Here is a 24,413-nt window from a genome sequence, read left to right as displayed (position 1 = left end):
ACGTATTCGCGGTACGCCTGGTCCGGTTGGTCGGTCACCCGTTGCCCTTCGTCGGTCGGAAAGAGCTTCCACCGGGGAGAGGGCAGCGGGGTCAGGTTCGGTTGCCCGCGAACCGTTCCCACCCGCGGGCGACTGCGACGCCGGCGAGCGCGGCGAGCACGCCGCCGACGACGTCGAGGGCCCAGTGGTGGCCGGTGACCAGGACGTCCATACTTGTGACGATCGCGTGCAACCAGGCGAGCGTCCGCAGCCACCAGCGGGCGGTGAGCGCGGTGACGGCGAGCGCGGCCCAGACCGCCCATCCGACATGCATGCTGGGGAACGCGGCGTACGGGTTCTCCGCGCCGGAGATCACCGGGGCGTCGGCGAACCCGCCGACGAGTCGCGGGGGAGCGGTCGGCCAGATCCAGGACACCGCGACACCCAGCAGGCTCGCGGCCACGAATGCGGTGCGGTAACGGCGATACGCGTCCGGGCGGCACAGCGCCAGCAGCCCGAAGATCACGACCGGGACCGCGAAGTGCGCGGCCACGTAGTACGCGTTCGCGAGCGCCGCCCGGGTAGCGTCCGCAGCCCACCACGCGGCGAGCGAGCGCTCGACGTCGAGCCCGAGCGCGGCTTCGATCCGCACCAGCGCTGCGGCGTTGGCGGTGGCGGCGTCCGCGCGGTCGGCAGCACCGGCGGATACCGCGAGGTAGGCGCCCGCGCCGAGTGCGATCAGCGCGAGTTCGGTGACGACGACCCGGATCCAGACCCGCAGCGGCGCCGCCACCGCCGTCGACACCGTTGACACCGCCGCTGCGGTAAGAATCGCCACCTACGCCCTCCCGGTCCGGAGAGGGCGATATCCCCGCAGAATCGACGCACTACACCCGCGCGGCCCGCTCAGGGCGGGGCTGACGTCCGTCGCGGCCCTCCCTGCGACGGACGCCAGCCCCACCCCGAGCGGGCTCCGGAACCGAATGTGGCTGCGCGGCTTACGCGGCTGCGCGGGGCTTACGCGGTCGCGGAGACGTGGGTGGGGTCGGGGGAGGGCTCGGGCTTGCGGCCGAGGTCCTCGGTCGGGACGTGGGCGGTCTCACGCGCGGTGGCCGCCGCGGCCGCCGAGATGAGGCACAGCACCGCGAGCATGATCGCGACCGGAAGCCAGCCGTCCCGCCCGTCACCGGCGATGGCCGCGCCGATCGTCGGCGCGAACCCGCCGATCGCGAACCCGATCTGGGTGCCGATCGCCATGCCGGACAGCCGCACCCTGGTCGTGAACATCTCGCCGTAGAACGCCGGCCAGGTCGAGTTCGGCGCGCTGTAGACGACGCCCGACAGCAGGATGCCGACCGCGAAGATCAGCACGTAGTTGCCGTGCCCGACCGCGGACAGGTACGCGAACATCAGCGCCGCCGACCCGAGCGTGCCGCCGATCATCACCGGCTTCCGGCCGATCCGGTCGGACAGCCTCGCCCAGAGCGGGATCGCACCCAGCGCGACGACGTTCGCCAGCACGCCGACCCAGAGCAGCGTCGAGCGCTCCAGCCCAGCAGTGTCGGTGCCGAACGACAGCGCGTACACGCCGAAGATCGTGCTCACCGACGCGACCATCGCGATCAGGATCACCCGGATCACCGACACCCAGTGGTCCCGGAACAGGACCGCGAGCGGCATCTTCGCGACCTGGTCGTTGGCCACCTCCTGGGCGAAGACCGGGGTCTCCTCCATCCGCCGCCGGATCAGGTACCCGACCGCCATCACCACGACGCTGAGCAGGAACGGGATGCGCCAACCCCAGCTGAGCAGCGCGGACTCCGGCAGCGCGGCCACCGGCAGGAACGCCGCGGTGGCGAGGATCTGGCCCATCTGCGTGCCGTTGAGCGTGAAGCTGGTGAAGAAGCCGCGGCGGTCTTCCGGGGCGTGTTCGAGCGTCATCGAGTTCGCGCTGGCCTGCTCGCCGGCGGCGGAGAAGCCCTGCGCGAGGCGCAGCAGCACCAGCAGCGTCGGCGCGAGGACGCCGACCTGGTCGTACGTCGGCAGGCAGCCGACGAGGAACGTCGAGACGCCCATCAGCATCAGCGTGAACACCAGCACGCGTTTGCGGCCGAACTTGTCACCGATGTGGCCGAGGATGAACGCGCCGATCGGCCGGGCGGCGTAGCCGACGCCGAACGTCGCGAGCGCGAGCAGCGTGCCGGTTGCCGGGTCGGAGTCCGGGAAGAACACCTTGTTGAAGACCAGCGCGGCGGCCGTGCCGTAGATGAAGAAGTCGTAGTACTCGAGCGCGCTGCCGATCCAGGCGGCGAGCGCCGCTTTGCGTGGCTGGGCCACGGGGGCGAGCGGGGAGGGCTGAGACACGGGGGGCTCCCTGGAGTGGTGCGACGGTGCGACACAGCGGGGCGGAGCGTCAGCCCGGAGGGTAGTTAATGTACCGGGCAGTTACGTACCACACAGTGAGTTAGCTTTCGCGGCGCTGTCAAGGGGGAGCACGAGCCGAAACGATTCAGACACCCGCCGCGTCGTCGCATGTGGTGGCTCTGCGGGCACGGCAGACGCGGGAGGGCGTGCGCCGGACGGCGCGCTGCGGCGCCTCGCGACCGGTTAGCCGCGGCCTACGTGGGCGGTGAGGTACTCCAGCACGAGGTCGCCGAGCATCTGCCGGTGATGGGCGCTGCGCTGCTCATCCAGCATGTCGCGGCCGAAGATCGCCTCGAACGTGTACCGGTTCGCGGTCCGGAACACACAAAACGCGCTGATGATCATGTGGACGTCCAGCGCGTCGACGTCGTCCCGGAACAAACCGGCCGCCCGTCCACGCGCCAGGATCCCGCCGAGCACATCGACCGCGGGTGCCGCGAGCGTCGGCAGGATCGGCGACGTCCGCAGGTGCTCCGCGTGGTGGACGTTCTCGATGCTCACCAACCGGATGAACGCCGGGTGCGACTGGTGGTGGTCGAACGTCAGCTCGGCCAGCGCGCGCATCGCCCTCGCGGGGTCGAGATGGTCGACGTCGAGCGCCTGCTCGAGGCGGCGGATCCCGCCGTACGCCCGCTCCAGCACCGCGACGTAGAGACCCTGCTTGGACCCGAAATAGTAGTAGATCATCCGCTTCGTCGTGCGGGTCTTCGCGGCGATCTCGTCCACCCGGCCGCCGGCGTATCCGCGGCTGGCGAACTCTTCGGTGGCGGCGTCGAGGATCTCGGCGCGCGTCCGCTCGGCGTCGCGTTGCCGTTCCGGCGTCACGTCTTCGGAGGGGGCAGCGGTCACGGGACCCAGCCTAGAGCGTCGCGTCACGGGCACCCCCTTCCCATCGCGGCGGCGGTGAGCTACAACTAACTAACCAGTACATTAATCCGGAGGAGAGCGCGTGTCCCTCCCATCCATCACCTCTCGCGGAGTCGATCAGGTCGTCGTCGGACTGATCGGCTCCGGAATCGGTCCGTCGCTGTCCCCGGCACTGCACGAGCGGGAGGCCGCGCACCTCGGGCTCGACTACACCTACCGGCGGTTCGACCTCGACGAACTGCACCGGGCTCCGGAGGCCGTCGGCGACCTGGTCGACGAGGCCAGGCTCGCCGGATACCGCGGACTGAACATCACCCATCCCTGCAAGCAGCTGGTGATCCCGCACCTGGACGAGCTGTCCAGGGCGGCGTCCGAGATCGGCGCGGTGAACACCGTCGTCTTCGGGCAGGACGGGCGCACGACCGGGCACAACACCGACTGGTCGGGATTCCGGAACGGGCTCGTCAGCGGGCTGCCGGACGTCCGCCGCGACCGGGTGGTGCTGCTCGGTGCGGGCGGCGCAGGCGCAGCCTGCGCCTACGCGCTGCTCTCGCTCGACGTGCAAACGGTGCACGTCGTCGATCAGGACATCGCCCGCGCCCGCGAACTCGCGGAACGCTTCGGCCCGGACCGCACCGTCGCCGCGGGCATCGACGCGCTGCCCGAGTTGCTCGCGCGCGCCGACGGGCTGGTGCACGCCACACCGACCGGAATGGCCGAACACCCCGGCCTGCCACTGCCCGCCGACCTGCTCCGTCCGGAGCTGTGGGTCGCGGAGATCGTCTACCGGCCGCTGGAGACCGAGCTGCTGCGCGTCGCACGGGACGCCGGGTGCGCGACGCTGGACGGTGGCGCGATGGCCGTCCACCAGGCCGTCGCCGCGATGCGCCTGTTCACCGGCATCGAGCCGGACGCCGACCGGATGGTTCGCCACCTGCACGAGCTGATCCGCGCCGAGAACGAGGAGGCCACCGATGCGCCGTGACGGGCTCCGAACCGCGCTAGCCACGGTCTGTCTCTCCGGCACGCTGGAGGACAAGCTCACCGCCGCCGCCGACGCGGGCTTCGACGGCGTCGAAATCTTCGAACCGGACCTGGTCGCCGCGCCGCTCAGCCCGGGTGACGTCCGGGTCCGTTGCGCGGACCTGGGCTTGTCGATCGACCTGTACCAGCCGTTCCGCGACCTCGACTCGACCGACCCGGACCGCTTCGCCGCGAACCTGCGCCGCGCCGAGCGCAAGTTCGACGTGATGGCCGAGCTCGGCGCCGACACCGTGCTGGTCTGCTCGTCGGTGTCCCCGGACGCGGTGACCGACGACGACCGGCTCGCCGAGCAACTCGCGACGCTGGCCGACGGTGCCGCGCGGCGTGGCGTCCGGATCGCGTACGAGGCGTTGGCCTGGGGCGCGCACGTCAACACGTACGAGCACTCCTGGGACGTCGTCGCGCGCGCCGACCACCCGGCGCTCGGACTGTGCCTGGACAGCTTCCACATCCTGTCGCGCGGGTCCGACCCGGCGCCGATCGCGGACATCCCCGGGGAGAAGCTCTTCTTCCTGCAGCTCGCGGACGCACCGCACCTCTCGATGGACGTCCTGCAGTGGAGCAGGCACCATCGGCTGTTCCCCGGCCAGGGCGCGTTCGACCTGCCGGCGTTCCTGCGGCCGGTGCTGGCGGCCGGCTACGCCGGTCCGCTCTCGCTCGAGGTGTTCAACGACGTGTTCCGGCAGGCCGACCCGGTCCCCACAGCGGTGGACGCCCGGCGCAGCCTGCTCGCACTAGCCGAAGCCACCGCCCGGGCGGAGGCCGCCACGGCCGGCGCCGTGGCCGAAGCCCCGGCGGACGGCGCCGCTGCGGCCGAAGCCCCGGCGGACGGCGCCGCGGTAGCCGGAGCTGTCGGCGCCGGGCGCCGGGCCGCGCCGGCAACCGTCGCGATCGACCCGGTCAACGCGCCCGCGCCGCCGCTGGCCGGGCACGCGTTCGTCGAGATCACCGCGGAACCGCACGCGGCCGGTCAGGTCGGCGCGGCTCTCTCGGCGCTCGGTTTCGTCCGCACCGGGCGCCACCGCACCAAGCCGGTCGAGCGCTGGGAACAGGGCCGCGCCCGCGTCCTGGTCAACGCCCGCGGCAACGACGGAGCTGCGCTCGGCGCGCTCGCGGTCGAGTCCGCCGATCCACCGGCCGCCGCCCGACGGGCACAGCGCCTGCTAGCGCCGCTGCTGCCCCGGGAGCGAGGCCCGGCCGAGGCCGACCTCGCGGCCGTCGCGGCCCCGGACGGCACGCCGCTGTTCTTCTGCCGCACCGGCGCCGGCGGCCCCGGCGGCTGGAGCACCGACTTCGTCCCGACCAGGGAAGCCCCGCGCGCGGGCATCGGCATCACCGGGATCGACCACGTCGGCTTGTCCGAGCCGTTCGACCACTTCGACGAGGCGGCGCTGTTCTACCGCTCGGTGCTGGGCCTGACCCCGGTCAGCGCGGGGGAATTCGCCGCGCCGTTCGGCCTGGTCCGGGGCCGGGCGCTCACCGACGAGGCCCGCACGGTCCGGGTCGCGCTCACCGTGGCACGGCTGCGGCGCGGCGACTGGGCGCCCGCGGTGGCCGATCCGCAGTACGTCGCGTTCGCCACCGACGACGTGCTGGCCGCGGCCAGGGCGGCCCGGGACGCGGGTGCGCCGCTGCTCGCGATCCCGGACAACTACTACGACGACCTCGGTGCCCGGCTCGAACTACCGCCGGAACGGCTGGCCGCGTACCGCGATCTCGGCGTGCTGCACACCGTCGACCATCCGGACGGCGGGGTCTACCTGCAGGTCGGAACCGAACTGCTCGGCGGTCGGCTATTCCTGCTGCTGGTCCAGCGCGTCGACGGGTACGACGGCTACGGCTGGGCGGACGCACCGGTGCGGATGGCGGCCCACCGCCGCAATCGCCTGGTCCGTACCACCCTGTGATAGCTGGCGGCTTGCGTCGGGGTTCTACCGTCTCCCAGGTTGTTGTCCGGAGTAGACGGAATGGAGCACCATGCGTAACGCTCGCCTGCTCACCGCGGTGGCGGTCAGCGCCCTGACGATCGGCGGCTCGCTCGCCCTCGCATCGCCGGCCCAGGCCGCTCGCGTCGTCGCGGTGGGGTCGCTCGCCAAGTCCGGCGCGACCGGGTACCTGAAGATCTCCCAGAGCGACTCGTCGCCGTACGTCTTGACCGGGTTCGTGACGGCCAAGGACACCAAGACCGACGGTGCCTGCGCGCGGGGCGCGGGTGGTCTACAAGACCAGCCGGAACACGGTCGTCCGGACGTCGCCCACGGCGAAGTCCTGCACGCTGAACCAGACGGTCCAGGTCAGCGTGCCGACCACCAACCCCGGTTCGATCGAGAAGGTCGTGCTTGAAGTGTGGAACGGCGCCGACGGCGCGAAGTCCACGCGGACGTACGACCTCGGCTGAGCCCCGGCGGGGCTCGCGCCCCGCCGGCACTTCCGGGCTCCCGGGCACGCCCGCGCGGTGACGCGAATCCGGCTCGTAAGGCCGGCTTAGAGCCCGCTTCCGCGTCAACGCGCGGCCGGAGCGTCAGCGGCGCGGGGCCGAGCGTCAGCGGCGGGCTCCCGTCAGGGGCGGCGGGGTGAAGTCGACGTAGCGGCCCGTGCCCCCGGCTGCGGTGTTCAGTGTCGAAGCGTTCACCGGCCCCCACTTCCCCGTGACGATGCGCCGCTCCAGCACGTGCAGCGCCCCGATCGTCTCCGCGGTCCGGAACGCGCAGTGGCCGGTCGCCTGGATGAACCCCTGCCGCAGCAGCGCCGACTTGCCCGCGCGGGTCACCGTGCCCCGGTACCAGTTCTCGTGCTCCACCGGGATGAGCTGGTCGGCGACCGTGTGAATCGTCAGCTCCGGCACGCGCAGAGCCCCCGTCGGCACCGACGTCCGTTGCAGCGTCGCCACCGCACGGGGGGAAGCCGTCACGTCCGCATCCCGCGTCAACGTGGCCAGGTCCGCGGCGAGATCCAGCCCGGCCGAGCGGTAGAGCGCGCGCACCTGCGGCGCCCGCACGCTGCCCCGCAGCAGCGCCGCGTAGTCGACGCCGACGTTGTACGAGCTGTTCCCGCCTGCGGCCAGCTCGATCTGCACCCGGCCCGGCATCACGAACCCGAGCACGAACCGGCTCAGTTCAGCGGCCTGCTCCGCCTGCTGCCCCTCAAAATCAGTGGGCGGCGCAGCACCCGTGAACCAGCCCGGCGTGTTGATCAGCGCACCGGCCAGCGCGACCCGAGCCCGTCCGGCCGGGGTGGCCTGCGCCGCCGTCACCGCCGCACTCAACGCCGAAGCGGCAGACACCGCAGCAGCTTGGGACGGGTAGTCGACCAGCGGCACCGGCACCCCGAGCAGCCGGGACAGCGCCCACTCGCCGTCCAGCTGGTAGTTGTTCAGGTTCAACGCGCCGGCGACCAGCCCGCACGTGGTGAGGCTGCCGTCGATCCGCCCGCCGCCGCGCTCGGCCTCCAGCGCGCTGACCAGCCCACCCATCGACGTCCCCCAGGCAATCGTCCGCCGGGGCTCGCCGACCAGGGACGAGATCGCCGCCAGCGCTCCGAACTGGTCGGAGACGGCGCTCTCCAGCGCCCACAGCGACGGACCCGAGTACGACGAACCGACCAGCCCGTACCCCTCGGCGAGCAGCGCGGTCCGCGTCTCGGCGTTCGGTGCGTTCTGCGCGACCAGCGGGCCGAACCCGTGGCTGTACAGGATCATCGTCCCGTTCCAGTCCTCCGGGACGTCCGCGACCCAGGTCGCACCGCTCGGCAGCACACCGGTGTAGTGGGTCTGCGCTCGTGCGGGGCTCGCCACCGCACCCAGCGCCACGGCCAGGAGCAGTACTGCCAGAATCCGCCGGATCATCGTCGACCTCCCCTGGGCAGGTGTCTCGAAGCGTGCCACCGCACTCCGGGGCCGATGACCCGTTCCCGGCAAGACAGGGCACGTGCCCAATAGCTGGCACACTGACCCCGTGACGTCGCCCCCCGACGAGGCCGCTTTCACCGATGCGATCGAACGCCACCGCCACGAGCTACGCGTGCACTGCTACCGCATGCTCGGCTCCTACACCGACGCCGAGGACCTCGTCCAAGAGACGTTCCTGCGCGCCTGGAAGGGATTCGCCAGTTTTGAGGGCCGCTCCTCGCTGCGCGCCTGGCTGTACCGGATCGCCACCAACGCCTGCCTCGACTGGCTCGACGGCCACCCCCGCCGCGTCCTGCCGCATCACCTCGCCGGGCCGTCGGACCCCTCGGTCGGGTTGCCGCCGCGCACCGACGTCTCCTGGCTGGAACCGTTCCCCGACCACGAGCTGGTCGCGCCCGCCGACGCCGGGCCCGACGCGGTCGTCGTCGAGCGCGAGACGATCGAGCTGGCGTTCCTCGCCGCGCTCCAGTTCCTTCCGCCGCGGCAGCGCGCCGCGCTGATCCTCCGCGACGTTCACGGCTGGCCCGCGTCCGACACCGCGACTGCGCTCGCGTTGAGCGTCCCCGCAGTGAACAGCGCGCTGCAGCGCGCCCGCAGCACGCTGCGGGACCACCTACCGGAACGCCGGTCGGACTGGCGCGCCACCGCGGTCCCGACCGCCGTCGAACAACAACTGCTCAACCGCTATCTGGACGCCGTCCGCCGCGCCGATCTGGACGCGGTGGTCGAACTCCTCGCCGAGGACGTGCGAACCACGATGCCGCCGTGGCCGATGTGGTTCCAGGGCAGGGAGAACGTGCGGCGCGCACTGCAGTCGAGCTGGGACCCGGCGGTGCCCGACGACTACGTGGGCGAGTTCGCGGTACGGCTGGTCGGCGCGAACCGTCAGCCGGCCGTCGCGTCCTACACCAGGCAGCCGGGGGAGAGCGTCTACCGGGCGTTCGCGATCGGGGTCATCCGTGTCGAGGGCGAGCACATCACCGAGATCACGGCGTTCCACGACCTGGCGCTGTTCCCGATCTTCGGGCTGCCATCCGAGGTCGACCGATGAGTTTTCCGGCGCGCAGGCGTCTCAACCGGGGTCCGATCTCCTGATCGAGAGGTTCCACCCATGGGAAAGCTGCTGTACGGCGCGACGATGTCACTCGACGGGTTCATCGCAGGCCCGAAGGACGACGTGTCCTGGCTGACGGAGTTCCTCGGTCCGGACCCGGTCGCCGACGAACTCGTGGCGAACGTCGGGTCGTGCCTGATCGGTGCCCGCACGTTCCGGGGCGACGACCCGAACGCGGGGACGGACCAGGAGGGTCCGTTCGGCGGCGCGTGGCAGGGCCCGCAGTTCGTGCTCACCCACACCCCGCCGGACGAGCCGGTTCCGGACGTCACGTTCGTCGGTGACCTGCGTACCGGGATCGACCTGTCGAAGGCGGCCGCCGGTGACGGGTACGTCTGCATCATCGGCGCGGACGTCGCTCGCCAGTGCCTGGAGCTGGGCGAGGTGGACGAGGTGCTCGTGTTCGTCGCGCCGATCCTGCTCGGCGACGGCGTCCGGCTGTTCAGTCACCTCGGCGGCACCAAGATCCGCCTGGATCCGCCGCGCGTCCACGAGACGCCGAACGCGACCAGCCTCTGGTACTCCGTCCGGAGGTAGCCGGGTTCCGGCGATCGGCCCCCGAGCCGCTGACGAGCGCTCGGGGGCCGTTGCCCCTGGTCGGGACGCTGCGCTCAGCGAGCGTCCCCGGGGTCGTCGAGCTCGACCTGCTCCTTGCGGACCTCACCGCGCACGGTCTCGGTGCCGGTCACCGTCTCCTTGGCCAACCGGACCCGCTCGACCGGCACCGTTTCGGTGCGGACGACCGGCCGCTCGGCGTGGAGTACGACCTCGTGTTCGGCCTCGGTGATCTCCGGTCCGGAGAGCGCGGCGTCCCGGTTGGCAGCGGTGATCGGCTCGCGTTCGAGCCGGACCTCCTCGTGCGAGACCGGAACGGTCTGCTGGACGTGTTCGGTCACGACGTACTTGCGCAGGCGGACGCGGCCGGTCTCCTCCGCCCTGGTGCCCACTCGCATCCGCTCCTCGGAGCGGGTCATCGCGTCGTCGGCTCCGGGCTTCCGAGTCATCCCCGGCGGTGTCGGCTTCGAGCGGGGTTCCGTCCGGCCGGCCGTCGATGCCCCGCTGGTTCCGTGGGACATCGGCGCGCCGTACGGCGTGGGCTTCTCCGCGGCGGCGATGTCGCCGTGCGGAGACGAGAGGTGGTAGTGCCGGTACAGTTCGTCGATCTGTTCGTCGGTCAAGCCTCCTCGCGGACCATCCGGTTCCATCGTGGGTGCGGCTCTGACCTGCTCTTTGTCGACCGAGACCAGAACACGGTCGCCCTGGATCTCCGCATCGGCCAACGGCACGAACGACTCCTTGGTGCCGAACAGACCGGTACGGATCGTCGCGAATTCCGGCTGATTGGTCTCCTCGTCCAGGTAAACCTGGGCGATGGTCCCGATCTTGTCCCCGGCAGGGTCGCAGGCGGTCGCGTTCATCACCCGTGGAAGCTGCTCCTTGGTCAACACCAGCAGTGCTCCTTCCTCGACAACGCTCCTTGCCCTGTCGGAAGGGTCGAGTAGCCGCCCGTTTGGCGACGAAACATACTAATGTTCGTTTATGCCGGGTTAAAGATCGGTCGGGTGCCCGTCGTCGACGCGATCTCGTCGGCGGGTGCCCCGGTGTTCTGGCAGGCGGTCAGGAGCCACCGCCCGTCCTCCTTCGCCAGGACCCACAGCGGTGTGCCGACGTCCGGGCCGTCGGGCGTCGTGTAGATCTGCCGCACCTTGACGGCGGCGACGTCGGGACGGATGAACAGCACGTGCTCCAGCTCGAACGTCACCGACGAGTCCTTCATCCCGCCGGGCAGCGCCTGACGCGTGAACGCGCCGATCGCGTCGATGCCGAAGAGCCGCTTGCCGCCGCCCGTGGTCCAGATCGCATCGTCCCGGAACAGGGCGAGGAACTCGTCCGGGAGCTCGTTGTTCTGCGCGTGTTCGACGGTGGCGATGATCTGCCGGATCGCGTCGATGTCTGCTTCGCTCATGCCGCTCACGCTAAAAGTTGAACCTCCGTTGAGGTCAAGGCGCATCGACGTACGGGTTCAGCCGTCCCCAGCCGGCGAGTTGCTTCACGAGCCACGGTGCCGCGGTGACCGACATCCGGCCGCTACGCTGCGCCATCCCGAGCGCCAGTTCGCCCGCGTACCACCGGACCAGCGTGGCGGTGTCGGTGGTGACCTGGCCGTCCTCGGCGAACCCGGGATCGGACGCACAGACCTCGTTGCCGGTGCCGGACAGCACGAGCCAGAAGACGTTCGGCAGACGGCACCCGGGGAGGTGGAACCGGACGACGACCCGGGGCCGCGGGAGGGTGTCCGGAGCGATCAGCCGGGACAGCATCCACAGAGCCAGGTACGGATCCTGGTCCTCGGGCCGCGCTTCCCGCCAGCGGGCACCCCAGGCACCGAGCGCGAGGCAGACCTGCGCGAGTTCGTGACCGCTCGGGCTGAGCGCGTACGTCGTGGAGCGGCCGGTCCGGGTGCAGTCGACGACGCCGGTGCGCTCGAGCGAACGCAGGCGCTGGGACAGCACGCTGCGGGGGAGCCCGGGCGCGCCGTCCAGGATCTCGGTGTACCGGGCGCAGCCCAGGTACAGGTTCCGGATGATGATCGGCGTCCATCGTTCCGCGAAGACCTCGGCCGCGAGCGCGATGGGACAGTACTGTCCGTAGCCACGCATTCCCTCAGCGTCCGCCGCCCGGCACCGGAAGTGAAGTCCGGAAATCGAACTATCGCGCCGGTGGCGCCAGTGCTTCTCTGGGCTTCGTCAAGGCCTGCCCCGGACGAGAGGAGAAGCGATGTCCGAGACCTACGCGCTGTCCGCCGAGGCGGCCGAGTTCTACGAGTCCACGTTCGTCCCGGCGCTGTTCGCGGCCTGGGCCCAGCGGCTGGTGGACGCCGCCGCGATCACGTCCGGGCAGTCCGTTCTCGACGTGGCGTGCGGCACCGGTGTGGTCGCGCGCTTCGCCGCCGGCCGGGTCGGCCCGTCCGGCTCGGTGGTCGGCGTCGACCTGAACGACGCGATGCTCGACGTCGCCCGGCGGCTGCGGCCGGACCTGGACTGGCGGCTCGGCGACGCCTGCGCGCTGCCGTTCGACGACGGCGCGTTCGACGTCGTGCTGTCCCAGGCCGGGCTGATGTTCTTCGGCGATCGGACGGTGGCGCTGCGCGAGATGGCGCGGGTCGCGGGTCCGGACGGCCGCGTCGTGGTGCAGGTGCCGGGGCGGCTCTCCGCCAGCCCCGGTTACTCCGCGTTGGCCGACGTCGTCGCGCGGCACGCCGAGACGAGCGTCGTCGATCTGCTCGGCGCGTACTTCGCGGTGGGCGCGCCGGAACTGCTGACCGAGTTGTTCCGGGCGGCCGGGCTGCGGATCGACCGGTTCGACTCGTGGATCGGTGCCACCAGGGTCGGTTCGCTCGACACGTTCCTCGCCGCCGAGTTGCTGCCGATCGCCGACCGGGTCGACGCGGCGGTGCGCGACCGGATCGTCGCGGAGTGCCGGGCCGCGCTCGCCCCGTTCGTCGGCCCGGACGGCAGCGTCACCGCGCCGATCGAGGTGCACCTGATCGTCGGCGGGCGGTCATGAGGCTCGAGCACGAGGTTCGAGGTTCCGGGGCGCCGGTGGTCTTCGTCCACGGTGGCCTGTGCGAGAACACGTTCCGGTGTCTGCTGGACCGGCCGGAGCTGGTCGGCTCGCACCGGCTGGTGAGCTACCACCGCGCCGGCTACGGCGGCAGCGACCGCCTCGACGGCCCGGTTAGCGTCGGTGACCAGGCCGAACACTGCCGGTCGTTGATGCTGTCGCTGGGCATCGAGCGGGCGGACGTCGTCGGGCACTCCTCGGGCGCGAACATCGCGCTGCAGCTCACGCTGGACCACCCGGACGCCGTCCGTTCGCTCGCGCTACTGGAGACCGCCCTGCTCGCGGTGCCCACCGGCCCGTTTGCGGGCGAGGCGATCCAGCGCTACCGGGCGGGCGAGAAGGCCGCGGCCGCCGACGTCTGGCTGCGCGGCGTCGCCGGGCCGGGGTACCGCGAGGTGCTCGACCGGGTCGTACCGGGCGCGTTCGACGACGCGGTGGCCGCCGCGGACACGTTCTTCGGGCAGGAGCTGCCCGCCGTCCGGGACTGGGTGTTCGGGCCGGACGAGGCGTCGCGGATCGCTCAGCCGACGCTGGTGGTGCTCGGTGCGCGCAGCCACGACGTGTCACCGGTGTTCGGGGAGCGCCACGAGCTGCTCCTGGCCTGGCTGCCGCGGGCCGAGCCGTTCGTGCTCCCCGACGCGACGCACCTGCTGCACGTCCAGAACCCGGCCGCCATGGCGACGGCTCTCGCGGATTTCCTCGCCCGCGCCTGACACGCGCGCGGTGGCGGCAGGGCGCCGCCGGATGCCCGGCGCGCGGGCTGGGTGGCGCCGGGCGCCTGGTGCGGCAGCGGGGGGCCCGACGCCGGCGGCCCGGAGTTCCGGGCCGCCGGATCGGGGTCAGGCCAGGCGCAGGTCGGCCCAGACGAGCCGGTGGTCGGAGGTCGGGAAGCCGTTGACCGCCGACCACGCCGGGTCGAAGACGCCGGTGAGCCGGAACAGCGGGTCGGACCGGACCGGCCAGAAGACACCGGACCGGACGATCCGGTTGCCGACCCGCGGCAGGACGTAGTCGGCGCGGAGGTTGCCCGGCGCGGTGTCGGAGAAGTCGGCCGTGTCGTAGCGCGGGTCGCCGGTGTGGTTCGCGTTCGCGCCACCCTGGAGCGTGCTCGCCTCCGCGGCCCCCGGGCTGGCCGGCGCGGTGCGCGCGTTGACCAGCGGATGCCCGGTCAGCTGCAGGATCGCCTTCTGGAAGGAGTCGCCGTCGTTCGGGTCGGCGTTCTGGTCACCGGCGATCACGAAGTTCTGCCCCGGCTTCAGCCCGCCCTTCTTGCCCTTGTCGTCGTAGACGTACGATGCCTTGCCGGGCTTCACGTAGTCGGCCCAGAACCGGATCTCGTCGTGGTTGCGCCGCCCGTTGCGGTCCTCCGGGCCGTCGAAGGTCGGCGGCGTCGGGTGCGACACGAGGAAGTGCACGGACTTCCGGCCCACCCGGATCGGCACGTCCCAGTGGCTCTTCGACGACAGCCGGAGCGCTGCCTGCTCCTCGGCCGAGTAGAAGTCCGTCGGCATCGTGTTGCCGGGCATGTCCTTCCACTTGAAGAGCTGGAACGTCCGCACGGCCCGGGCGTCGATCGGGTACTTCGAGTAGACGACCATGCCGTACTGGCCGGGGAACAGCCCGAACCCGAAGGAGTCGTCGCCGTAGGCCTGGTCGCCCGGCGTCGTGTCGACGACGCCGTTGTTGTTCAGATCGAATCCGGACGCGATGCCGGTGTTCGACGGCGCGACGAACCGGTACGGGTAGCGCTGCGCCGGGGCACCGTTCTGGGACACCGCGAGGAAGTTCTCCGCGAACAGCCGCGCAGCCTCGGGGTCGTAGTCGAACTCGTTGATCAGCACGACGTCCGGGTGGGCGCGCTGGATGACCTCCGCGACGTTGCGCGCCTGGCGCCGGTAGACGTCATCGACGTCCGGGTTGGCCAGGTGCTCGCGGAGCAGGCCCTGGGTGGGCCGGTTGAGGGACAGGTTGTAGGTCGCGAAGCGAACCTCGTTGGTGCCCGCGCTCTGAGCGGGCGCCGCGTTCGCCGGTGACGCCCCGATCAGCGCCGCACAGGCCACGGCGATCAGCAGAAATCGCATCTTCACCCACCCTCCCTACCGGACGAGACAGCTCCCGGCCACGGTAGCCGTGCACCCGTTGCCGACAGTTCATCCCGGTGGGGTCAAACGCAGGCGGCGCGGTCCAGGGGCAGCTCCATGAAGAGCATGAAGGATTCCAGGCCGGACAGGCCGGCCTCGTTGCCGTCGAAGATCGGGCGGTCCTGGAAACCCAGCGACCGGTACAGGGCTTGGGCCTCGCGCATGAACGTCACGGTCTCCAGACGCGCGGTGCGATAGCCGATCGTGCGGGCGTCGGCCAGCAACTGCTCCAGGATCGCCCGGCCGATGCCCTGGCCGCGCGCTTCCGGCCGCACGTACATGCGCTTGATCTCGGCCACCCAGTCGTCGACGGGTTTGAGCGCGCCGACCCCGGCGACGACTCCGGTGTCCGTCCGTGCGACGAGCAGGCGCCCGCGCGGGCCCAGCAAGTGCGGTAACTCCTGGGCGAACTCGTGGTGGTGCGCCGCGACGGCGGCTTCCTCGTCCTCGAACGTCACCCCGTGCTCGGCGGCGAACCGTTCGCCGATCCAGAACAGGTACTCCCGCAGGAGCGGTCCGGTGAGGGCCTCCGCCTCGGCGGGTGACCCGTGGAGCTCCTCGATGCGTGTCATGGCGTCTCCTCGCGGATGTGCCTCTACTCCGATTCGGACCATCGCGACCCTACTCCGAATCGGAGTAGTTTCACAGCGTGATTTCCTCGCCGCCGCCCCGTCTCACCACGACGTCGTACGCGCTGCTCGGGCTGCTCGCGGTCCAGCCGTGGACCGCCTACGAGCTGACCCAGCAGATGCGGCGCAGCCTGCACTACGTCTGGCCGAAGTCCGAGAGCGTGCTCTACACCGAGCCGAAGAAGCTGGTCGAAGCCGGTCTCGCCGAGGTCAGCCACCAGCGCCGCGGTGACCGGACCCGGGCGCAGTACCACATCACCGCCGCCGGCCGCCGCGCGCTGCAGGAGTGGCTGGACACCGAGCCCGCTACTCCGCTGTTCGAGCTGGAGGTGATGCTCCGGCTGATCTTCGCCGACCAGGGCACCCCCGAACAGCTGCTCCGGTCGCTGCGCTCGACCGGAGCCTGGGCCGACGCCGAGATGGCCGCGTCCCGCTCGCAGATCGAGAACTATCTGGAGACCGGCGGCCCGTTCCCGGAGCGCCTCCACCTGATCGCGCTCCTGGTGGGCTTCTACGGCGAGCTGTTCGGCCTGATCCGGCGGTTCGCCGACCAGACGGCCGAACTCGTGGAGGGCTGGGACGCGACGACGTCGGACGTGCCGATCGACGCGAACCTCCGGAACCTGCTCGAACGTGCCCTGCGTTCCATCGACACGCCGCAATAGGGACTTTGTACCGTGTTGTGAACACCGTATGTGTGCGACGTTCAGCGGCGAGAGCACGCCGAGCGTCGAGGAGCTCACTGGTGAGCAGCACACAGTCGAGGGGTGGGTTGGACAGCCCACTCGAGGAAAGCCTGGTGCGCACGTCGCGTTTCTTCCGCCGTGGGGAGGTGAGCGCGGACCTGCGCTCGCTGCACCAGATCGGCGGCCGGGACGCGGACAGCTTCTACCGGGACCGATGGGCCCACGACAAGGTGGTGCGCTCGACGCACGGCGTCAACTGCACCGGGTCCTGCTCGTGGAAGGTGTTCGTCAAGGACGGCATCATCACCTGGGAGGCCCAGCAGACCGACTACCCGTCGACCGGCCCCGACCGCCCGGAGTACGAGCCGCGCGGCTGCCCCCGTGGTGCGGCGTTCTCCTGGTACACGTACTCGCCGACCCGCGTCCGCTACCCGTACGTCCGCGGTTCGCTGCTGCAGATGTACCGGGAGGCCAAACAGCGTCTCGGCGACCCGGTCCTGGCCTGGGCGGACATCGTGACCGACCCGGAGCGGTCCCGGCTGTACAAGTCGCACCGGGGTAAGGGCGGGCTGGTCCGGGCCACCTGGGACGAGGCGGCCGAGATGGTCGCCGCGGCGCACGTGTACACGATCAAGACGTTCGGGCCGGACCGGATCGCCGGGTTCTCCCCGATCCCGGCGATGTCGATGGTCTCGCACGCCGCCGGAGCGCGGTTCATGGCGCTGATCGGTGCGCCGATGCTGTCGTTCTACGACTGGTACGCGGACCTGCCGGTGGCCTCGCCGCAGATGTTCGGCGACCAGACCGACGTCCCCGAGTCCGGGGACTGGTGGGACGCCTCGTACCTGATGCTGTGGGGCTCGAACGTGCCGGTCACCCGCACCCCCGACGCGCACTGGATGACCGAGGCCCGCTACCGGGGGCAGAAGGTCGTCGTGATGTCGCCGGACTACTCCGACGCGACGAAGTTCGCCGACGAATGGCTGGCACCGCACCCCGGCACCGACGGCGCGCTCGCGATGGCCATGGGCCACGTCGTCCTCAAGGAGTTCTTCGTCGACCGGCAGGTCCCGCGGTTCACCGACTACGTCAAACGCTTCACCGACCTGCCGTTCCTGCTCACGCTCGAGCAGCGCGGCGACGCGTACGTCCCGGGCAAGTTCCTCACCGCCGCGGACCTGGGCGACACCACCGAGGGCGCCGACTTCAAGACCGTCCTGATCGACGCCGCGACCGGCGACCCGCACGTGCCGAACGGCTCGCTGGGCTTCCGCTTCGGCGAGAGCGGCAAGGGACGGTGGAACCTCGACCTCGGCGAGGTCGACCCGCTGCTGACCCTCGACGGCGGCGACGCGGCGCCGGTGGACCTGGCTCGCTTCGACACTCCGCGCGGCGAGGGCGCGACGCTGCGGCGCGGCGTCCCGGTGCGCCGCGTCGGGGGCCACCTGGTGACGACCGTCTTCGACCTGCTCCTCGCCCAGTTCGGGGTGGGACGGCCCGGCCTGCCGGGGGAGTGGCCGAGCGGCCTCGACGACGCGTCGCAGCCGTACACACCGGCCTGGCAAGAGCAGTTCACCGGCGTGCCCGCGGCCGCGGCCGCCCGGATCGGCCGGGAGTTCGCGCAGAACGCCGAGGACTCCGGTGGCCGGTCGATGATCATCATGGGCGCGGGCACCAACCACTGGTTCCACTCCGACACGATCTACCGGGCGTTCCTCACGCTGACGACGCTGACCGGCTGCCAGGGCGTCAACGGCGGTGGCTGGGCGCACTACGTCGGGCAGGAGAAGTGCCGGCCGGTCACCGGGTGGACCACGCTCGCGTTCGCGCTCGACTGGGCGCGCCCGCCGCGGCAGATGATCCAGACGGCGTACTGGTACCTCCACACCGACCAGTGGCGCTACGACCAGACGACGCTCGACGGGCTCGCCTCACCGCTGGGCACCGGGCGCTTCGCCGGGAAGGCGCCCGCCGACGTCCTCGCGATCTCCGCGCGGATGGGCTGGATGCCGTCGCACCCGACGTTCAACCGGAACCCGCTGGACCTGGCCGACGAGGCCGCCGCAGCCGGCAAGGAACCCGCGCAGCACGTGCTCGACGGCCTGGACGACGGCAGCCTCCGGTTCGCCGGCGAGGACCCGGACGCACCGGAGAACTTCCCGCGGATCCTCACGGTCTGGCGCGCGAACCTGCTGGGCTCCTCGGCCAAGGGCAACGAGTACTTCCTGCGGCACCTGCTCGGCACCGACTCATCGCTCCGGGCGACCGAGACGCCACCGGAGGCCCGCCCGCGCGAGCTCGTCTGGCGAGACCAGGCGCCCACCGGCAAGCTCGATCTGCTGCTGGCGCTGGACTTCCGGATGACCAGCACGACGGTGTTCGCGGACGTCGTCCTCCCGGCCGCGACCTGGTACGAGAAGCACGACCTCAACACCACCGACATGCACCCGTACGTGCACTCGTTCAACCCGGCGATCGCGCCGCCCTGGGAGACCCGCACCGACTTCGACTCGTTCGGCACGATCGCGGCGGCGTTCAGCCGGCTCGCCGCGACGCACCTCGGAGTGCGGCGTGACTTGGTCGCCGTACCGCTGCTGCACGACACCCCGGACGAGCTGGCGAACCCGCGGGGCGTCGTCCGGGACTGGAAAGCCGGTGAGTGCGAGCCGATCCCCGGCAAGACCATGCCGAAGTTCGTCGTCGTCGAACGCGACTACGCGGCGGTGGCCGACAAGTGGGCCGCGCTCGGGCCGCTCGTCGAGCAGGCCGGGTTGCAGATCAAGGGCGTGACCACCACACCCGACAAGGAAGTCGAGTACCTGCGCGGCAAGAACGGCCCGGTCCGGTCCGGTGCGGCCGCCGGCCGGCCGTCGCTCTCCCGGGACGTGCACTGGTGCGAGACGATCCTGGCCCTGTCGGGGACGACCAACGGACGCCTGGCGACCCAGGGCTTCCGGTTCGCCGAGGAGCGCACCGGCACCCGGATGGCCGACCTGGCCGCCGAGCACGAGGGCAAGCTCGTCACGTTCGCCGATACCCAGTCCCGGCCGACGCCGGTGATCACCTCGCCGGAGTGGTCCGGTAGCGAGCACGGCGGACGGCGGTACTCGCCGTTCACGGTCAACGTCGAGCGTCTCAAGCCGTGGCACACGCTCACCGGGCGGATGCACTTCTTCCTCGACCACGACTGGATGACCGAGGTGGGCGAGAACCTGCCGGTGTTCCGGCCGCCGCTGGACATGCACGCGCTCTACGGCGAGCCGCAGCTGGGCAACAGGGGCGAGCTCGGGCTGACCGTCCGGTATCTCACGCCGCACAACAAGTGGTCGATCCACTCCGAGTACCAGGACAACCTGTTCATGCTGTCGCTGTCCCGGGGCGGGCCGCTGATCTGGATGAGCACCCAGGACGCGGCGACGATCGGTGTCCGCGACAACGACTGGATCGAGGCGGTCAACCGCAACGGGGTCGTCGTCGCCCGGGCGATCGTCTCGCAGCGGATGCCGGCCGGGACCGTCTACATGCACCACGCGCAGGACCGCCTGATCGACGTCCCCCGCGCCGAGACCTCGGGCAAGCGCGGCGGCATCCACAACTCGCTGACCCGGCTGTTCCTCAAGCCGACGCACCTGATCGGCGGCTACGCGCAACTCAGCTTCGCGTTCAACTACCTCGGCCCGACCGGGAACCAGCGCGACGAGGTCACGGTCATCCGCCGCCGTTCGCAGGAGGTGCAGTACTGATGCGCGTCATGGCCCAGATGGGCATGGTGATGAACCTCGACAAGTGCATCGGGTGCCACACCTGCTCGGTGACCTGCAAACAAGCCTGGACCAACCGCTCCGGCGTCGAATACGTCTGGTTCAACAACGTCGAGACCCGGCCCGGCCAGGGCTACCCGCGGACGTACGAGGACCAGGACAAGTGGAAGGGCGGCTGGGAAATCGGCCGGAACGGCCGCCTGCGGCTGCGGACCGGCAGCAGGCTCAAGCGTTTGCTGACGATCTTCTCCAATCCGGTGCAGCCCTCGATCAACGACTACTACGAGCCGTGGACGTACGACTACGACACGCTGCTCGACGCGCCGCTGCAGGAGCACACGCCGGTCGCGCAGCCCCGATCGCTGCTCACCGACCAGCCGATGAAGATCGAGTGGAGCGCGAACTGGGACGACAACCTCGGCGGTGCGCCGGAGCTCACCCAGGACGACCCGGTGCTGCGGCGGCTCTCCGACGAGGTCAAGAAGCAGTTCGAGCAGACGTCGATGTTCTACCTGCCGCGCATCTGCGAGCACTGCATCAACCCGTCCTGCGCGGCGTCCTGCCCGTCCGGGGCGATCTACAAGCGGGCCGAGGACGGGATCGTCCTGGTCGACCAGGACCGCTGCCGCGGCTGGCGCGCGTGCGTGACCGGCTGCCCGTACAAGAAGGTGTACTTCAACCACCGCACCGGCAAGGCCGAGAAGTGCACGTTCTGCTTCCCGCGTGTTGAGGTCGGTATCCCGACGGTCTGCTCGGAGACCTGCGTCGGGCGGCTCCGTTACATCGGCATCGTGCTCTACGACGCCGACCGCGTGCTGGAGGCAGCGTCCACACCCGACCCGAAGGACCTGTACGAGGCCCAGCGCTCGCTGCTCCTCGACCCGCACGACCCGCGGGTGGTCGACGCGGCCGCGAAGGCGGGCATTCCGAGGGACTGGATCGACGCCGCGCAGCGGTCGCCGATCTACGCGCTGATCAACGGCTACGAGGTCGCGCTGCCGCTGCACCCGGAGTACCGGACGATGCCGATGGTCTGGTACATCCCGCCGCTCTCGCCGGTCGTCGACGCGCTGACCCAGACCGGTCACGACGGGGAGAACGCCGGCAACCTCTTCGGTGCGATCGAGGCACTGCGTATCCCGGTGGAGTACCTCGCGGAGCTGTTCACCGCCGGTGACGCCGATCGGGTGACCGGCGTCCTGCGCAAGCTCGGGGCGATGCGCTCCTACATGCGGGACCTCAACCTCGGGCGGCCGCCGCAGGAGTCGATCGCGGCCGCGGTCGGGATGACCGGGGACCAGGTACGGGACATGCATCGGCTGCTGGCCGTCGCCAAGTACGACGAGCGCTACGTGATCCCGACCGCTCACGCCGAACAGGGACCTTCGCAGGAGGAGCTGGACACCGGGTGCTCGCTGGACTACGACGGCGGGCCCGGCATGGGTGGCTGGGGACCGTTCGGTGAGACGTCCGGCGGCGTCACGCCGATCGCGGTGGAGAACTTCCACATGCTCGCGCGGCGCCAGGGAAGCGACACGGCCCGGGTGAACTTGCTGAATTGGGACGGCAAGGGACAGCCCGAAGGGTTGTTCCCGCCGAAGCCGGAGTCCGAGTCGTGAAGCGCCGGACCGCGTTCTCGCCGGTGCAGGTCGCCACCGTCCGGCAGGTCGCCTCGCTGCTGCTGGACTACCCGGACGAGCAACTGGTCGCCCGCGTTCCGCTGCTGCGCGCGGCCCTCGACTCGCTGCCCGCGCGGCTGGCCGACCCGCTGCGGCGGGTCGTCGACCATGTGGAGGCCGGCCCGCTGGTGGTGCTGCAGACCGCCTACGTCGAGACGTTCGACCTGCGCCGCCGCTGCTGCCTGTACCTCACGTACTACCGGTACGGCGACACCCGCAAGCGCGGGATGGCCCTGCTGCGGTTCAAGCACCTCTACTCGCGCGCCGGGCTGGTCCTCGACCACGGCGAGCTGCCCGATCACCTCTGCGTCGTGCTGGAGTTCGCCGCCACCGGTGACGCCCACCGCGCCGAGATTCTGCTGCAGGAGCACCGCGCCGGGCTGGAGCTGATCCGGCTGTCGCTGGAGGAACGCGGTTCGCCCTACGCCGACGTGCTGCGCGCGGTCTGCGCCACGCTGCCGCCGGTGCGGGCCGACGACCGGGAGGCCGCCCTCGCGCTGGCCCGGTCCGGCCCCCCGACCGAAGAGGTCGGCCTGGATCCCTACGGCACGACGCCGTTCGCGCCGCCCGAGTACATCCCGGGAGTCCCCGTATGAACATCCTGCTGTGGGTGATCGTCCCGTACATCGCGTTCGCGGTTTTTGTCGTGGGCCACTACTGGCGTTACCGCTACGACAAGTTCGGCTGGACCACCCGCTCCACCCAGCTGTACGAGCGTCGGTTGCTGCGCTGGGGGAGCCCGCTGTTCCACTTCGGAATCCTCGCGGCGCTCGGTGGCCACGTCATCGGGCTCGGCATCCCGTCGTCCTGGACCGACGCGGTCGGGATCAGCGAGCACGCGTACCACATCATCGCGGTCGCCACCGGCGCGGTCGCGGGGTTCTGCACGCTGGCCGGGCTGGCGATCCTGATCTACCGCAGGCGCACGGTCGGGCCGGTCTTCTCCGCCACCACCCGCAACGACAAGCTGATGTACGTCGTGCTCACGGCCACGATCCTGTTCGGCCTGAGCAACACCGTGCTGGGCAACGTGATCGGGCAGTCCTCGGACTACCGGGAGAGCGTCTCGCCCTGGTTCCGCAGCCTCTTCTACTTCCGGCCGGACGCCGACCTGATGGCCGACGCCGGGATCGGCTACCAGCTGCACGCGCTGTCGGCGTGCCTGCTGTTCGCGATCTGGCCGTTCACCCGGCTCGTCCACGTCTTCAGCGCCCCGATCGGGTACTTCACGCGGCCCTACATCGTCTACCGGAGCCGGACGCCGCAGCTCGGCACCCGCGCCAGCGCACGTGGCTGGGAGCGGGTCGGCCAGACCCGCCGCTGAACTCGCGGTAAGGAGAACCCTGATGTCTTCGCACACCGAGTCGACGGTGCCCCGGCAAGCCTGGGTGATGCTGGCCGTCGCCACCGTCGGCTTCCTGGTCAACTTCTGGGCGTGGGCCCTGATCAGCCCGCTCGGCACCTACTTCGCCGGTCACCTCGAGCTGACCGCGATGCAGAAGTCGCTGCTCGTCGCCGTGCCGGTCGTCGTCGGCTCGCTGGGGCGCATCCCGGTCGGCGCGCTCACCGACCGGTTCGGTGCCCGGACGATGTTCCCGCTGATCTCCGCGCTGACGATCATCCCGGTGCTGTTCGTCGGCTACGTGGCCACCGACTCGCTGACGCTGATGCTCATCGGCGGCACCGCCCTCGGGCTCGGCGGCACCACGTTCGCGGTCGGCGTCCCGCTGGTGAACGCCTGGTTCCCGCCGGCCAAGCGCGGCACCGCGCTCGGCATCTTCGGGATCGGCATGGGCGGCACCGCGATCTCGGCGTTCACCACCGTGGCGCTCAAGGACAACGTCGGCCTGACGTTCCCGTTCACGCTCGTCGCGATCGCGCTGGCGATCTACGCGGTCGTCGGCTACCTCGTGCTCCGCGACGCCCCCGGCAGACAGGTCCCGCAGGGCAGCGCGGTCAAGCGCGCCTGGAACACGTTCAAGCTCCCGGTGACCCTGCAGCTGTCGTTCCTCTACGCGGTGGGCTTCGGTGGTTTCGTCGCGTTCAGCGTCTACCTGCCGACCTACCTCAAGGACGCCTACGGCCTGACGCCCGGCGACGCGGCCGTCCGTACCGCGGGGTTCGTCGTGCTCGCGGTCGCGATGCGCCCGGTCGGCGGCTGGCTCTCCGACCGGCTGCACCCGGTCCGCGTGCTGGTCGCCTGTTTCCTCGTCGTCGCGGTGTTCGCCGGCATCTCGGCCCTCGAACGGCCGCTCGCCGCGGTCGGCACGATCGCGTTCCTCGCGATGGCCGCGGCGCTGGGTGCCTCCTCCGGGGCGGTGTTCGCGCTCGTGGCCCTGGTCGCGCCGCCCGGCACGGTCGGATCGGTCACCGGCATCGTCGGCGCGGCCGGCGGCCTCGGTGGGTTCGCGCCGCCGCTGGTCATGGGTGCCATCTACGGCTGGGTCGGCAACTACAAGCCGGGCCTGGCTCTGCTGGCGATCACCGCGCTGGTGGCCGCCGTCTACACACAATTCGCGATGCGCACGGTCGCCACCCCCGCGCGCAGCCACTAGGAA

General features: G+C 71.0%; 23 protein-coding genes. 13 read left to right on the top strand and 10 right to left on the bottom strand.

Going from position 1 to position 24,413, the window contains the following annotated elements; genetic code table 11:
- Window positions 1–91: 91 nt before the first annotated feature.
- From BUB75_RS37920 to BUB75_RS37910, 3 genes are all read right to left on the bottom strand, one after another.
- The gene (locus tag BUB75_RS37920) at window positions 92–817 is read right to left on the bottom strand and encodes a phosphatase PAP2 family protein (protein WP_084742205.1); all 726 of its coding nucleotides are present in this window, start codon (window positions 815–817) and stop codon (window positions 92–94) included.
- 179 nt (window positions 818–996) lie between these two features.
- The gene (locus BUB75_RS37915; RefSeq protein WP_073264507.1) at window positions 997–2,343 is read right to left on the bottom strand and encodes an MFS transporter; all 1,347 of its coding nucleotides are present in this window, start codon (window positions 2,341–2,343) and stop codon (window positions 997–999) included.
- A 243-nt stretch (window positions 2,344–2,586) separates the two neighbouring features.
- Entirely contained in the window at window positions 2,587–3,252 is a 666-nt protein-coding gene (locus tag BUB75_RS37910) for a TetR/AcrR family transcriptional regulator (RefSeq protein ID WP_073264505.1), read from the bottom strand.
- Between the two features lie 100 nt (window positions 3,253–3,352).
- On the opposite strand from BUB75_RS37910, the gene BUB75_RS37905 reads away from it, so the two are divergent.
- Both BUB75_RS37905 and BUB75_RS48310 read left to right on the top strand, forming a co-directional pair.
- Window positions 3,353–4,255, top strand: coding sequence for a shikimate dehydrogenase (locus tag BUB75_RS37905; RefSeq protein ID WP_218618011.1), 903 nt, complete (start codon window positions 3,353–3,355; stop codon window positions 4,253–4,255).
- The gene (locus BUB75_RS48310) at window positions 4,245–6,221 is read left to right on the top strand and encodes a sugar phosphate isomerase/epimerase and 4-hydroxyphenylpyruvate domain-containing protein (RefSeq protein WP_073264504.1); all 1,977 of its coding nucleotides are present in this window, start codon (window positions 4,245–4,247) and stop codon (window positions 6,219–6,221) included. Before BUB75_RS37905 ends, BUB75_RS48310 begins: the two co-directional genes overlap by 11 nt.
- Window positions 6,222–6,245: 24 nt before the next feature.
- On the opposite strand, the gene BUB75_RS37895 is transcribed toward BUB75_RS48310, so the two are convergent.
- Entirely contained in the window at window positions 6,246–6,494 is a 249-nt protein-coding gene (locus BUB75_RS37895; RefSeq protein WP_073264502.1) for a hypothetical protein, read from the bottom strand.
- Window positions 6,495–6,505: 11 nt separating this feature from the next.
- Between BUB75_RS37895 and BUB75_RS37890 the strand changes: the two genes are divergently transcribed.
- Window positions 6,506–6,712, top strand: coding sequence for a hypothetical protein (locus BUB75_RS37890; RefSeq protein WP_143175674.1), 207 nt, complete (start codon window positions 6,506–6,508; stop codon window positions 6,710–6,712).
- 144 nt (window positions 6,713–6,856) lie between these two features.
- On the opposite strand, the gene BUB75_RS37885 is transcribed toward BUB75_RS37890, so the two are convergent.
- Window positions 6,857–8,158: an alpha/beta hydrolase gene (locus BUB75_RS37885; protein WP_073264497.1), complete on the bottom strand. Its 1,302-nt coding sequence runs from the start codon at window positions 8,156–8,158 to the stop codon at window positions 6,857–6,859.
- A 109-nt stretch (window positions 8,159–8,267) separates the two neighbouring features.
- Here BUB75_RS37885 and BUB75_RS37880 point away from each other — a divergent pair, with 109 nt between their 5' ends.
- Together BUB75_RS37880 and BUB75_RS37875 are read left to right on the top strand one after the other, a co-directional pair.
- The gene (locus tag BUB75_RS37880; RefSeq protein WP_143175673.1) at window positions 8,268–9,272 is read left to right on the top strand and encodes a sigma-70 family RNA polymerase sigma factor; all 1,005 of its coding nucleotides are present in this window, start codon (window positions 8,268–8,270) and stop codon (window positions 9,270–9,272) included.
- 60 nt (window positions 9,273–9,332) lie between these two features.
- Window positions 9,333–9,872 carry a dihydrofolate reductase family protein gene (locus BUB75_RS37875; RefSeq protein ID WP_073264495.1) on the top strand — a complete coding sequence of 180 codons (540 nt, stop codon included), beginning with the start codon at window positions 9,333–9,335 and terminating at the stop codon, window positions 9,870–9,872.
- A gap of 74 nt (window positions 9,873–9,946) precedes the next feature.
- Here BUB75_RS37875 and BUB75_RS37870 read toward each other — a convergent pair whose 3' ends face one another.
- From BUB75_RS37870 to BUB75_RS37860, 3 genes are all read right to left on the bottom strand, one after another.
- Window positions 9,947–10,783, bottom strand: coding sequence for a DUF2382 domain-containing protein (locus tag BUB75_RS37870; protein ID WP_073264494.1), 837 nt, complete (start codon window positions 10,781–10,783; stop codon window positions 9,947–9,949).
- 89 nt (window positions 10,784–10,872) lie between these two features.
- Window positions 10,873–11,301, bottom strand: coding sequence for an SgcJ/EcaC family oxidoreductase (locus BUB75_RS37865; protein ID WP_143175672.1), 429 nt, complete (start codon window positions 11,299–11,301; stop codon window positions 10,873–10,875).
- A 34-nt stretch (window positions 11,302–11,335) separates the two neighbouring features.
- Window positions 11,336–11,995: a winged helix-turn-helix transcriptional regulator gene (locus BUB75_RS37860; RefSeq protein WP_073264492.1), complete on the bottom strand. Its 660-nt coding sequence runs from the start codon at window positions 11,993–11,995 to the stop codon at window positions 11,336–11,338.
- Between the two features lie 118 nt (window positions 11,996–12,113).
- Here BUB75_RS37860 and BUB75_RS37855 point away from each other — a divergent pair, with 118 nt between their 5' ends.
- Both BUB75_RS37855 and BUB75_RS37850 read left to right on the top strand, forming a co-directional pair.
- Complete coding sequence (locus tag BUB75_RS37855) at window positions 12,114–12,902, top strand: methyltransferase domain-containing protein (RefSeq protein WP_073264491.1); 789 nt, start codon at window positions 12,114–12,116, stop codon at window positions 12,900–12,902.
- Window positions 12,899–13,672: an alpha/beta fold hydrolase gene (locus BUB75_RS37850; protein ID WP_073264489.1), complete on the top strand. Its 774-nt coding sequence runs from the start codon at window positions 12,899–12,901 to the stop codon at window positions 13,670–13,672. Before BUB75_RS37855 ends, BUB75_RS37850 begins: the two co-directional genes overlap by 4 nt.
- Before the next feature lie 126 nt (window positions 13,673–13,798).
- Here BUB75_RS37850 and BUB75_RS37845 read toward each other — a convergent pair whose 3' ends face one another.
- Together BUB75_RS37845 and BUB75_RS37840 are read right to left on the bottom strand one after the other, a co-directional pair.
- Complete coding sequence (locus BUB75_RS37845; RefSeq protein ID WP_073264559.1) at window positions 13,799–15,040, bottom strand: endonuclease/exonuclease/phosphatase family protein; 1,242 nt, start codon at window positions 15,038–15,040, stop codon at window positions 13,799–13,801.
- A gap of 83 nt (window positions 15,041–15,123) precedes the next feature.
- Window positions 15,124–15,672 carry a GNAT family N-acetyltransferase gene (locus BUB75_RS37840; protein WP_084742204.1) on the bottom strand — a complete coding sequence of 183 codons (549 nt, stop codon included), beginning with the start codon at window positions 15,670–15,672 and terminating at the stop codon, window positions 15,124–15,126.
- A gap of 77 nt (window positions 15,673–15,749) precedes the next feature.
- On the opposite strand from BUB75_RS37840, the gene BUB75_RS37835 reads away from it, so the two are divergent.
- The 6 genes from BUB75_RS37835 (at window position 15,750) to BUB75_RS37810 (ending at window position 24,410) form a co-directional block, all read left to right on the top strand.
- The gene (locus BUB75_RS37835) at window positions 15,750–16,394 is read left to right on the top strand and encodes a PadR family transcriptional regulator (RefSeq protein WP_084742203.1); all 645 of its coding nucleotides are present in this window, start codon (window positions 15,750–15,752) and stop codon (window positions 16,392–16,394) included.
- 80 nt (window positions 16,395–16,474) lie between these two features.
- Window positions 16,475–20,158, top strand: a complete 3,684-nt coding sequence (locus BUB75_RS37830) for a nitrate reductase subunit alpha (RefSeq protein WP_073264488.1) — start codon at window positions 16,475–16,477, stop codon at window positions 20,156–20,158.
- Entirely contained in the window at window positions 20,158–21,795 is a 1,638-nt protein-coding gene (narH, locus tag BUB75_RS37825; RefSeq protein WP_073264487.1) for a nitrate reductase subunit beta, read from the top strand. The genes BUB75_RS37830 and narH overlap by 1 nt, the downstream gene beginning before the upstream one ends.
- Window positions 21,792–22,451, top strand: a complete 660-nt coding sequence (gene narJ / locus BUB75_RS37820) for a nitrate reductase molybdenum cofactor assembly chaperone (protein WP_218618009.1) — start codon at window positions 21,792–21,794, stop codon at window positions 22,449–22,451. The genes narH and narJ overlap by 4 nt, the downstream gene beginning before the upstream one ends.
- Window positions 22,448–23,179: a respiratory nitrate reductase subunit gamma gene (gene narI, locus BUB75_RS37815; RefSeq protein WP_073264486.1), complete on the top strand. Its 732-nt coding sequence runs from the start codon at window positions 22,448–22,450 to the stop codon at window positions 23,177–23,179. Before narJ ends, narI begins: the two co-directional genes overlap by 4 nt.
- A 22-nt stretch (window positions 23,180–23,201) precedes the next feature.
- Window positions 23,202–24,410 carry an MFS transporter gene (locus BUB75_RS37810; RefSeq protein ID WP_073264485.1) on the top strand — a complete coding sequence of 403 codons (1,209 nt, stop codon included), beginning with the start codon at window positions 23,202–23,204 and terminating at the stop codon, window positions 24,408–24,410.
- Window positions 24,411–24,413: the final 3 nt, after the last annotated feature.

This window comes from Cryptosporangium aurantiacum, assembly GCF_900143005.1.
Classification (GTDB): domain Bacteria; phylum Actinomycetota; class Actinomycetes; order Mycobacteriales; family Cryptosporangiaceae; genus Cryptosporangium; species Cryptosporangium aurantiacum.
Note: the sequence above shows the minus strand (reverse complement) of the source record. Positions and strands in the feature narration are given on the sequence as shown.

What these genes read in the sequence shown, in the direction of transcription:
- BUB75_RS37875 (WP_073264495.1), top strand. Translation starts at nt 9,333, where the DNA reads ATGGGAAAGCTGCTGTACGGCGCGACGATGTCACTCGACGGGTTCATC.
- narI (WP_073264486.1), top strand. Translation starts at nt 22,448, where the DNA reads ATGAACATCCTGCTGTGGGTGATCGTCCCGTACATCGCGTTCGCGGTT.
- BUB75_RS37845 (WP_073264559.1), bottom strand. Translation starts at nt 15,040, where the DNA reads ATGCGATTTCTGCTGATCGCCGTGGCCTGTGCGGCGCTGATCGGGGCG.
- BUB75_RS37840 (WP_084742204.1), bottom strand. Translation starts at nt 15,672, where the DNA reads ATGACACGCATCGAGGAGCTCCACGGGTCACCCGCCGAGGCGGAGGCC.
- BUB75_RS37850 (WP_073264489.1), top strand. Translation starts at nt 12,899, where the DNA reads ATGAGGCTCGAGCACGAGGTTCGAGGTTCCGGGGCGCCGGTGGTCTTC.
- BUB75_RS37855 (WP_073264491.1), top strand. Translation starts at nt 12,114, where the DNA reads ATGTCCGAGACCTACGCGCTGTCCGCCGAGGCGGCCGAGTTCTACGAG.
- BUB75_RS37885 (WP_073264497.1), bottom strand. Translation starts at nt 8,158, where the DNA reads ATGATCCGGCGGATTCTGGCAGTACTGCTCCTGGCCGTGGCGCTGGGT.
- narH (WP_073264487.1), top strand. Translation starts at nt 20,158, where the DNA reads ATGCGCGTCATGGCCCAGATGGGCATGGTGATGAACCTCGACAAGTGC.
- BUB75_RS37865 (WP_143175672.1), bottom strand. Translation starts at nt 11,301, where the DNA reads ATGAGCGAAGCAGACATCGACGCGATCCGGCAGATCATCGCCACCGTC.
- BUB75_RS37810 (WP_073264485.1), top strand. Translation starts at nt 23,202, where the DNA reads ATGTCTTCGCACACCGAGTCGACGGTGCCCCGGCAAGCCTGGGTGATG.
- BUB75_RS37860 (WP_073264492.1), bottom strand. Translation starts at nt 11,995, where the DNA reads ATGCGTGGCTACGGACAGTACTGTCCCATCGCGCTCGCGGCCGAGGTC.
- BUB75_RS48310 (WP_073264504.1), top strand. Translation starts at nt 4,245, where the DNA reads ATGCGCCGTGACGGGCTCCGAACCGCGCTAGCCACGGTCTGTCTCTCC.